Raw genomic sequence first — 9,546 nt, forward strand, 5'->3', positions numbered from 1 at the left:
CTTCAAATGGAATTTGCATAATAACTTTTTCTCCCATACCTATTAGTTTAACATCAACTCCTACTTTTCTCAATTCTTTTTCAGCGTCTATAATATTTTTATTTATTACATTAGGGATTTTGACCTGTTGATTATTTTTTAAACTTGAATGATTTTCGGAATTTTCAGGAGAGATATCTTTATAACGTAGAATATCGTGTAGAATATTTCTAAAAACAGGTGCAGCTATTTGGCTACCATAATAGCTTTCACCAGAAGCATCATATAAAACAACTAAAACTACAAATTGAGGATTATCTGTTGGTACCATACCAATAAAAGATGAATCATATATTTCATTATTATAATGTTTGGCAGTACCTGTCTTTCCTCCTATACTAAAACCATCTATACTGGCATTTTTACCTGTTCCATCATCAACAACTTTTTTTAGAAGTTCTCTAGTTCTTTTAGCAGTATTTTTAGTAACAACCTGTCTGACAGGTGTTTTTTTAATTTTTTGCACAATATTATTTTTTTCATCAGTAATTTTATCCACTAATTTAGGTTCAAGTAAAGTACCATCATTAGCAATTGCAGAAACAGCAGTAATTAATTGTATTGGAGTAACAGCAATCCCCTGTCCAAAAGACATTGTAGCCAATTCTACTGGACCTGTTTTTTCATAAGAATTAAGTATTCCTTTTGCCTCACCAGGTAATTTAATAGCAGTTTTTTCACCAAAACCAAAAGATTCTATATAATTATAAAATTTTTCAGTGCCAACTCTCATTCCTACCTGAACAAAACCTGGATTACAGGAATTTTTAACTACCTCTGTAAAACTTTCATGCCCATGACCGGCAGTTTTCCAACAAGAAATACTTTCTCCTTCTACTTCTACACTACCTGAACAATAAAATGGATCTCCTTCACTAACAACCCCCTCTTCAAGAGCAGCAGCAGTAGTGATTATCTTAAAGGTTGAACCAGGTTCATAGTTATCAGTAATTGACTTGTTTCGCCATTTGTTTTTTGAATAATCAGCAAAATTATTAGGATTATAATCAGGAGTGCTTGCCATAGCTAAAATTGATGCATCATCGGGATTCATTACTATCGCACTGGCTCCAGATATTTCAAATTTATCCATGGCATTATCTAATTCCCGTTCTACTATATATTGAATTACCTCATCAATAGTTAAGTAAATATTATACCCTGTTTTGGAGGGGATATCTTTTTTGACACTATCTGGAAGTATTCTTCCGGCAGCATCTTTTTCAATTAATTTTTTTCCAGCTAATCCCTGTAAATATTTATCATAAGAAAGTTCAATACCCTCCAGCCCCTGATTATCAATACCAGCAAATCCTAAAACCTGACTTGCTAAATCATCTTTTGGATAATATCTTTGACTTTCTTCTTTGAAAAAAATCCCATCTGTTTCTAATTCATTAATTTTTTTAACTACAGTTTCATTTACTTTTCTCTTAAGATATTTTGCACTTGCATCACTGCTTAATCTTTTATATATAATTTCATAATCCATATCTAAAATATCTTCTAATTTTCCTGCAAGTTTTTCAGGATTTTCTACTTCTTCAGGAATGGCAACTACAGTTTGAGCACTTGTATTTACTGCCAGTTGATTACCTTTAACATCATAGATATTTCCTCTTTTTGATTCAATATTTAATTCTCTTAGTCTTTGACTTAAAGCTATTTTTTCATATTTTTCACTATTTACGACCTGAATCCAGAAAAATTTACCAATAAAAAACAAAAAGAGAGTGGTTAATATAATTAATAAAAATATTAACCTATTTCTTATTATATTTTCTTTATTTTCTTTGTTTTTTAACATATATTTCCTCCTTTTTAAGGAGAACTGGCGTTAACTGTATCTAATTTCTTAATTAAGTTATGTATCCCTTGAACAAAATTCATATTCTTATTTTGAGTTTCATTTTTTTGGATATTATCTTCCTGGTTATTAATTGCTACATATTTTACCTCTTTTGCTTCAACCATTCCTAAATCATTTTTAGCAATTTTTTCTATTTTTCTTAGTGAAATCTTTTTTGTTACTTCTATTTCCAATTTTTTATTTTTTTCTTTCAGAGAATTTAATCTAGTTTCTAGTTCTTCTGTTTTATAGGAAAGATGGGTAATTGTAACTGCCTGTGAAATTTGAATAGCAAATAAACTACCAATTATAATTAATACTACTACAAAGGTAACAAATATATCTTTATTCTTATTTCCCTTTTCTTGATTATTATTAAAGTTTTTATAATCTATTCTTTCTTTTCTTTGTAACATATTAATCACCCACCTCTCAATTTTTAACTCTCTCTGCCACTCGTAATTTTGCACTTCTTGCTCTTCTATTTTCCTCTACTTCTTTTTCAGTAGCTCTAATAGGACTTTTAGTGATGATGTTTACTTCGCGTTTTTTATCACATGCACAAATTGGAAAATCAGGAGGACAAATACATTTTTTATTTAAATATTTAAAAGAATTTTTTACTATTCTATCTTCAAGAGAATGGAAGCTTATAATACAAATTCTTCCTCCGGGCTTTAAATTAAAAACAACTTTTTTAATCATTTCTTCAAGTTGTTTTAGTTCATTATTTGTTTCAATACGTAATGCTTGAAATGTTCTTCTTGCTGGATGGCCACCTTTTCTTCTTACCGCTTTGGGAATAGCTGCCTTAATAATTTCTACAAGTTCAGTTGTAGTTTCTATAGCTTTTTTCTTTCTTTCTTCAACTATAAATTCAGCTATTCGAGCTGCCCAGTTTTCTTCTCCATAGTTAATTAAAATTTCTTCTAGTTCTTCTTTGGAATATTTGTTTATAATGTCTTTAGCACTTAAATTCTGATCTAAATTCATTCTCATATCAAGTGGTCCTTCTTTTTGATAACTAAAACCTCTTTTAGGATTATCTATTTGAGGTGAGGAAAAACCTAAATCAAAAAGCATACCGTCAACTTCTTTTATATCTAATTCATCTAATATTTTCGGAATATTTATGAAATTATCATGAATCATTTTTATATTTTTTTTATTTTTAAAGTTTTTTCTAACCTCTTTTATTGCTTTCTTATCTCGATCTATAGAAATTAATTTTCCTTTATTGTTTAATTTTTCATGTATAGCACTGCTATGTCCACCTCTACCTAAAGTACCATCTATGTAAATTCCATCTTTTTTGATATTTAAATAATCAATACATTCATTTAATAGAACTGGCTGATGATTATATTTCATAATAACTCTCCTTTTATATTCCCAATTCTTCCATCTGTTCTGCTATTTCTTCATATGAATCTTCTGCTTCAGTTAGATAACCATCCCACTTTTCATTAGCCCATAGTTCTATTCTATTAGCAAGTCCAATAATAACAGTTTCTTTATCCAAGTCAGCATATTCTCTTAAATTTTTTGGAATAGAAATCCTTCCCTGTTTATCAAAAGAACATTCAGTAGCACCAGAAAAGAAAAAACGCACAAAGGTTCTAGTAGATTTCTTTGTTATTGGTAGAGAGGTTAGTTTATCCTCTAACTTTTTCCATTCTTCTTTAGGATATACAAACAGGCAATTATCCAGACCTCTTGTCATAACAAAAGATTCTCCTAAATCATCTCGAAATGAGGCAGGAATAATTACTCTACCTTTTTTATCCATATTATGATTATATTCTCCCATAAACATATAATATCACCTTCTACCACATAATCTCCACTAATCACCACTTTATACCACTCTATTTCTTATATTCTTTGTAGCCAAAAAAAATCCTTTTTTTATCTGAAGTTTTTTTGTTTTTATTAAGATTTTTTGTATAAATAAGAAAAAAGGATTAATCGCCAGACGATTAATCCTTTAAAATAACAAATATTTAATTTTCTTTTTTATTTTTTGGTTCATTTTGATGATCATATATTAAATCTATACCTCTTCTAAGACTTTTACTACCAAATTTATCTTTTATTTCAAAAATCGTTTCATTTAATTTTTCTTTTTTAATATTTTTTTCAAATAAAGAAAGTTGTTGTTCATTGTCAGGAGAGAGATTAGAAACTCCAATTCCTAATAATCTAATAGGTTTATTATTAAGTAAATTATTATTTATTAAAAGTTTTTTAGCCAGATCATAAATAGAGTCAGTACTGTTGATATAATTTTTAACAGTTTTTCTTCTTGTATAAGTTTTAAAATCAGAATATCTTACTTTTATAAAAACTGTTTTACCTCTTAGATCTTTATTATGTAACCTCTCTGATACTTTATCAGTCATTCCCATAAGTGCAGAAAATATATCTAATTTAGAAGTTAAATTATCTGAAAAAGTTTCTTCCTGACTAATGGATTTAATTTCTTCTTCAGAAATTACTTCCCTATTATCTTTTCCTCTTGCAAGATTATATAATTTTATACCTAATTTACCAAATTGATTTTCTAACTCATACTTAGGTATTTTTTTTAACATACCAATAGTTTTTACACCCTGTTCATGTAAAAGCTCTTCAGTTTTATTTCCTACTCCCCACAACATTCCAATCGGTAAATCATCAAGAAAATCATCTACTTCATCTGTATAAATTATTTTAAACCCATCAGGTTTATCAATTGTTGAAGCTAATTTTGCCAAAAATTTATTTTTTGATATACCTACAGAAGCAGTAAGTCCAACCTTATCTTCAATTTCATTTTTTATTTTTTTCCCTATTTTCTCACTTGTACCAAATAGTTTATGACATCCTTTTAAATCAAGAAAAGCCTCATCAATTGATATTTTTTCAACTTTAGGAGTATATTTGTGAAAAATTTTATGTATTTCTATAGATAGTTCTTTGTATCTTTCCATTCTCCCTGATATATAAATACCATTAGGGCAAAGTTTTTTAGCTTTATAAATAGGCATAGCTGAATGTACTCCATATTTTCTTGCTTCATAAGAAGCAGTAGATACTACTCCTCTGTTATTCATATCTACTCCTCCAACAATAACAGGTTTCCCTTTAAGCTCAGGATTATCCAACATTTCTACCGAAGCATAAAATGCATCCATATCAACATGCATTATATTAACTTTTTTCATTTTAATCCCTTCTTAGTTTTTATTAGAAAAATAATCTAAATTCATAACCTCTTTTGTTTCTTTCATCGTTTCTTTAGCAATTTTTCTTGCCCTTTTAGTTCCAGTATATAATATTTCATCAACTAATTCAGGATTTTTTTCATATTTAACTCTTCTTTCTCTCATAGGTTCAAGTAATTCATTAATAGTATTAGTCAATCTATTTTTACAGGCAACACATCCGATTTCACCAGCTCTACATTTTTTTTCAATCTCATCAGCATTTTCTTCATTAAATGCCTGATGGTATTCAAAAACAGTACAAACTTCAGGATGACCTGGGTCATCAATTTTTATTCTAGCAGGATCAGTAACTGCTTTATTAATTTTTTCTTTAACAGTTTCAGCTGAATCAGAAAGGAAAATAGCATTATTTAAACTCTTACTCATTTTATTTTTCCCATCTAATCCTGATAATCTTGGAAAATCCCCAACTAAAGCTTCTGGTTCTGGAAAAACTTCACCATATAAATTATTAAATTTACGAACAATATGTCTGGTCTGTTCAATGTGAGGTAATTGATCTTCTCCAACAGGTACAAGATCAGCTTTACAAAAAGTAATATCCGCTGCCTGACTAACAGGATATCCTAAAAAACCATAACTCATATCATCATAACCATATTGTTCTGATTCAGATTTGATAGTTGGATTGCGTTTTAATTGATTTACTGTAACAATCATGGAATAATAAACTGTAAGTTCAGCAATTTCAGGAATCATTGATTGAATTAAAATAGTAGTTTTTTCAGGATCTATACCAACTGCTAAATAATCCATTGCTACCTGTCTCACATCCTGAGATATCTTAGCTGGAGATTCAAAATTTGTTGTTAATGCCTGAACATCTGCAATAATTAAAAAAGTTTCATATTTATTTTGTAATTTAACTCTATTTTTTAAACTTCCTACATAATGACCAAGATGTAACTTTCCAGTTGGCCTATCACCTGTTAAAATTCTTTTTGGACCATCATTTTCTTTATTACTCATATATACCACCTCATTTATTATTTTCTGAATAATTTTCTTTAATAATATCAAATCACACTAAATTGTTCAATTATTTATCACTTGATTTTTAGATAAATATTTGTTAGACTTAAAATGATAATAATAATTATTAATAAGGAGCGATTCATATGTCAAAGAATACACGAATGACAAAACAAAGAAAAGCAATATTAAATATATTAAAAAATACTGATATCCATCCAACAGCAGACTGGATTTATGATCAAGTTAAAGAAGAAATCCCAAATATTAGTTTAGGAACTGTTTATAGAAATTTAAATGTTTTGGAAGAAATGGGAGAAATAATGGTACTTGATTATGGAAGTTCTTACAGTCGTTATGATGGAAATCCAGAAAATCATTATCACTTTAAATGTGAAAATTGTGGTCAGGTTTTTGATATTGAACACAGTGTAATTGAAGATTTAAATAAAAGAGTAAATGAAAATACTCCATTCAAAGTAAACACTCATCGTCTGGAATTTTATGGTTTATGCCCTGAATGTCAAAGAAAACAATAAAATATATAATTGATAATTCAAGCTGGAACTTTTAAAGTTCCAGCTTTTTTATTTTTAATATTATTTTTTTATTTTTTAAGAAATTTTTTCTATAATTTTATCCATTAATTTAATAAAACGCGGTTTTGTTTTTTCCGCAACTTCTATTACTTCTTCATGAGTCAGACTATCTTCAGGGTTTTCTTCAACAATATCTGTGATACAGGAAATAGCGAGATTTTGCATACCAGCATGAGTTGCAGCTATCAATTCAGGTACAGTAGACATTCCTACTGCATCAGCACCTATTAATCTTTGAAACTTACTCATAGCTGTAGTTTCATAGACAGGTCCAGTTATTGCCAAATAAGTCCCATTCATTACATGTTCATTAATTTCTTCAGCAGCATTATTTGCTAATTTAATAAGCTCATCAGGATGAGCATCAGTCATAGCAGGAAATCTTGGACCAATTTCCTCATCATTTTGTCCAATTAATGGATTAGTACCCATAAAGTTTAAGTGATCATTAATAATCATTAAATCTCCTGCTTTAAATGTAGTATTTAAACCACCAGCAGCATTAGTAATTATTAATTTTTCTACTCCAAGTTCTTTCATGACCCAAACTGGAAAAGCTAATTCTTTCATAGAATAACCTTCATAAAAATGTACTCTACCATTCATAGCAACTACATTTTTTCCATATTTTTTACCAATTACAAGTTCTCCAGAATGTCCTTCCACCGTTGAGGTAGGAAAATTAGGTATTTCTGAATATGATATTGATATAGAATCTTCAATTTCTTCACTATAATTACCCAATCCTGAACCTAAAATTATTCCTAATTCTGGAGTTTCTGATATTTTATTTTGAATAAAAGTAGCAGCTTCTTTCCGTTTTGTCTTCCATTCTAACATAATATCACTCCTAATTTTGTAATTCAATTTGTTTTTTAGCCATACTATCTGCTTTTTCATTATATTCATTTCCTGCATGACCTTTAACTTTCAAAAATTCTACATCAAATTTTTGAGATAGATTTTCTAATTCAACCCATAAATCTTTATTTTTAACATTCTTTTTTCCAGAAGTTTTCCATCCGTTTTTTTTCCAGTTGTTTATCCAATCAGTTATACCTTTTATCACATAACTAGAATCAGAAAAAACTTTTACCTTGCTACCTGCTCTTATTGCTCTTAAACCTTCAATAACAGCTTTTAATTCCATTCTGTTATTTGTTGTATCTTCTTGAAAACCACTAATTTCTTTTCTGGTATTTTCTCCAATAATAATTGCAGCATATCCCCCAGGACCTGGGTTTCCTGCACATGCACCATCAGTATAAATAATTACACTTTCTTTTTCTTCACTCACTATTCTTCCCCTTCCCTTTTTCGGTCATTTAAGAACTTAGTTATTTCCGGATTAATATTTCTGTAAGTTTTATAGGCAAATTGAATTTCATCTTCATTTTCGAATGCATCTAATATATTCTCCCAAAATTTTTCAGAAGTTGTTCTTCTTTTTCGCGGTTTACATAAATATCTAATCGTTAGTGCAACACCACTTGATTTTACTTTTGTATATACAATTGGAGTTAATTTTTGATAATTTTTACGTGCTGAATGTATTATACTTTCTTTTAAATTTTTATTAAGTTCTAAAGAATTCTTCTGGGCTATATCATTTAATATTGATTTTGCTTTTTTCCAATCACTTTCAAAAGTAATTAATACTGTTATTTCATTCCAAATTAACTCAAATCCCTTTGTAAAATTAGCTGTATTCATACTCAATACTTTACCATTAGGAATATTTACTATCCTACCAGTACTCTGTTCAGCGTCTACCCAATTACCAACTTCCATTAATGTAAATTCCATTAACTTAATGTCAATAACATCTCCTTTAACTCCGTCAATCTCTATTCGATCTCCAGAACTAAAAGGTCTTCGACTTAAAATATAGATCCAACCAAAAAAATTAATGACTACATCTCTAAGTGCAATAGCTAGACCTGCTGAAAATATTCCCAAAAATGTAAAAAGTGATTTAAAATTATTAACCCACATTGGTATTATAATAATTATAGCCAAAGAAACAGTAACATATGTATTTAATTTATACGATTTATATCTTTTCGATATATTCGAAACTTTATATTTAATTATTTTATTAATAATAAATCTACTTATAATTAATATTATTATTACAAAAAATGTATATAAATATTTTCCATTAAAATTTGATAAAAATGAAAGATTATTAATCATTCACTTCACTCCTCAGATTTATCTGACAGTTCTTCTAATAAATCAACTGCTTTTCTCATATGAGGAATAACTATAGAACCACCTACAATTAAAGCAATATTAAAAACTTCAAAAAATTCTTCTCTAGTAACTCCTTCTTCTTTACATCTTGTAATATGATATGTAATACAATCATCACACTTTAAAACCATTGAAGCAACTAAACCAAGCATTTCTTTAGTTTTTGAGGAAAGAGCCCCTTCTTCATAAGCTCTTGTATCTAAATTAAAAAAACGATTAATATTTAGATTTTTCTCTTCCAATATTTTTTCATTCATTTTTTCTCTAAACTCTTTAAATTCTGATAATTTATCACTCATTTTAGTTCCTCCTCAAATAATTTATACACTTTCGTATAATACATTATAACAGATAACTAATATAATTTAAATTAATATATAATTTTAATAGCTTAATAAAAAAAATAGTAAAATATGTACACATAAAAATGGCTCCCCGAGCAGGACTCGAACCTGCGACAAAGTGGTTAACAGCCACTCGCTCTGCCAGCTGAGCTATCGGGGAGCATTTATAAATTCTGGCAGCGATCTACTCTCCCACAAGGTCGCCCTTGCAGTACCAT

General features: G+C 28.6%; 11 protein-coding genes and 1 tRNA gene. 1 reads left to right on the plus strand and 11 read right to left on the minus strand.

Features of this window, described 5'->3' with window-relative positions:
- The 6 genes from VJ881_08690 to trpS form a co-directional block, all read right to left on the minus strand.
- The coding region (locus tag VJ881_08690; GenBank protein ID HKL76131.1) for a penicillin-binding transpeptidase domain-containing protein at positions 1–1,846 on the minus strand (1,846 nt) is incomplete at its 3' end.
- A 14-nt stretch (positions 1,847–1,860) separates the two neighbouring features.
- On the minus strand, positions 1,861–2,304 hold the full coding sequence (locus VJ881_08695) for a septum formation initiator family protein (protein HKL76132.1): 444 nt from the start codon (positions 2,302–2,304) through the stop codon (positions 1,861–1,863).
- Between the two features lie 16 nt (positions 2,305–2,320).
- On the minus strand, positions 2,321–3,259 hold the full coding sequence (rsmH, locus tag VJ881_08700; GenBank protein HKL76133.1) for a 16S rRNA (cytosine(1402)-N(4))-methyltransferase RsmH: 939 nt from the start codon (positions 3,257–3,259) through the stop codon (positions 2,321–2,323).
- Positions 3,260–3,272: 13 nt separating this feature from the next.
- A complete protein-coding gene (gene mraZ, locus VJ881_08705) occupies positions 3,273–3,704 on the minus strand; it encodes a division/cell wall cluster transcriptional repressor MraZ (protein HKL76134.1) in 432 nt (143 codons plus the stop codon).
- 187 nt (positions 3,705–3,891) lie between these two features.
- Positions 3,892–5,094 carry a DNA polymerase IV gene (locus tag VJ881_08710; protein HKL76135.1) on the minus strand — a complete coding sequence of 401 codons (1,203 nt, stop codon included), beginning with the start codon at positions 5,092–5,094 and terminating at the stop codon, positions 3,892–3,894.
- A gap of 12 nt (positions 5,095–5,106) precedes the next feature.
- The gene (gene trpS, locus VJ881_08715) at positions 5,107–6,126 is read right to left on the minus strand and encodes a tryptophan--tRNA ligase (GenBank protein ID HKL76136.1); all 1,020 of its coding nucleotides are present in this window, start codon (positions 6,124–6,126) and stop codon (positions 5,107–5,109) included.
- Between the two features lie 149 nt (positions 6,127–6,275).
- On the opposite strand from trpS, the gene VJ881_08720 reads away from it, so the two are divergent.
- On the plus strand, positions 6,276–6,668 hold the full coding sequence (locus VJ881_08720) for a transcriptional repressor (GenBank protein HKL76137.1): 393 nt from the start codon (positions 6,276–6,278) through the stop codon (positions 6,666–6,668).
- Positions 6,669–6,743: 75 nt separating this feature from the next.
- On the opposite strand, the gene VJ881_08725 is transcribed toward VJ881_08720, so the two are convergent.
- From VJ881_08725 to VJ881_08745, 5 genes are all read right to left on the minus strand, one after another.
- Positions 6,744–7,568 (minus strand): purine-nucleoside phosphorylase, encoded by an 825-nt coding sequence (locus VJ881_08725; GenBank protein HKL76138.1) that lies wholly within the window; start codon positions 7,566–7,568, stop codon positions 6,744–6,746.
- 10 nt (positions 7,569–7,578) lie between these two features.
- Positions 7,579–8,025 (minus strand): ribonuclease HI, encoded by a 447-nt coding sequence (rnhA, locus tag VJ881_08730; GenBank protein ID HKL76139.1) that lies wholly within the window; start codon positions 8,023–8,025, stop codon positions 7,579–7,581.
- Positions 8,025–8,924: a mechanosensitive ion channel domain-containing protein gene (locus VJ881_08735; protein HKL76140.1), complete on the minus strand. Its 900-nt coding sequence runs from the start codon at positions 8,922–8,924 to the stop codon at positions 8,025–8,027. The genes rnhA and VJ881_08735 overlap by 1 nt, the downstream gene beginning before the upstream one ends.
- A 5-nt stretch (positions 8,925–8,929) precedes the next feature.
- Positions 8,930–9,283 carry a carboxymuconolactone decarboxylase family protein gene (locus tag VJ881_08740; GenBank protein ID HKL76141.1) on the minus strand — a complete coding sequence of 118 codons (354 nt, stop codon included), beginning with the start codon at positions 9,281–9,283 and terminating at the stop codon, positions 8,930–8,932.
- Between the two features lie 129 nt (positions 9,284–9,412).
- Positions 9,413–9,488: transfer RNA gene (locus tag VJ881_08745), tRNA-Asn, on the minus strand.
- Positions 9,489–9,546: the final 58 nt, after the last annotated feature.

The sequence above is a fragment of the Halanaerobiales bacterium genome, from assembly GCA_035270125.1.
Taxonomy (GTDB): Bacteria; Bacillota; Halanaerobiia; order Halanaerobiales; family DATFIM01; genus DATFIM01.

Bases quoted from the DNA above. Each gene is read 5' to 3' on its own strand.
- VJ881_08695 (HKL76132.1), bottom strand. From the start codon at position 2,304: ATGTTACAAAGAAAAGAAAGAATAGATTATAAAAACTTTAATAATAAT.
- rsmH (HKL76133.1), bottom strand. From the start codon at position 3,259: ATGAAATATAATCATCAGCCAGTTCTATTAAATGAATGTATTGATTAT.
- mraZ (HKL76134.1), bottom strand. From the start codon at position 3,704: ATGTTTATGGGAGAATATAATCATAATATGGATAAAAAAGGTAGAGTA.
- VJ881_08710 (HKL76135.1), bottom strand. From the start codon at position 5,094: ATGAAAAAAGTTAATATAATGCATGTTGATATGGATGCATTTTATGCT.
- trpS (HKL76136.1), bottom strand. From the start codon at position 6,126: ATGAGTAATAAAGAAAATGATGGTCCAAAAAGAATTTTAACAGGTGAT.
- VJ881_08720 (HKL76137.1), top strand. From the start codon at position 6,276: ATGTCAAAGAATACACGAATGACAAAACAAAGAAAAGCAATATTAAAT.
- VJ881_08725 (HKL76138.1), bottom strand. From the start codon at position 7,568: ATGTTAGAATGGAAGACAAAACGGAAAGAAGCTGCTACTTTTATTCAA.
- VJ881_08735 (HKL76140.1), bottom strand. From the start codon at position 8,924: ATGATTAATAATCTTTCATTTTTATCAAATTTTAATGGAAAATATTTA.
- VJ881_08740 (HKL76141.1), bottom strand. From the start codon at position 9,283: ATGAGTGATAAATTATCAGAATTTAAAGAGTTTAGAGAAAAAATGAAT.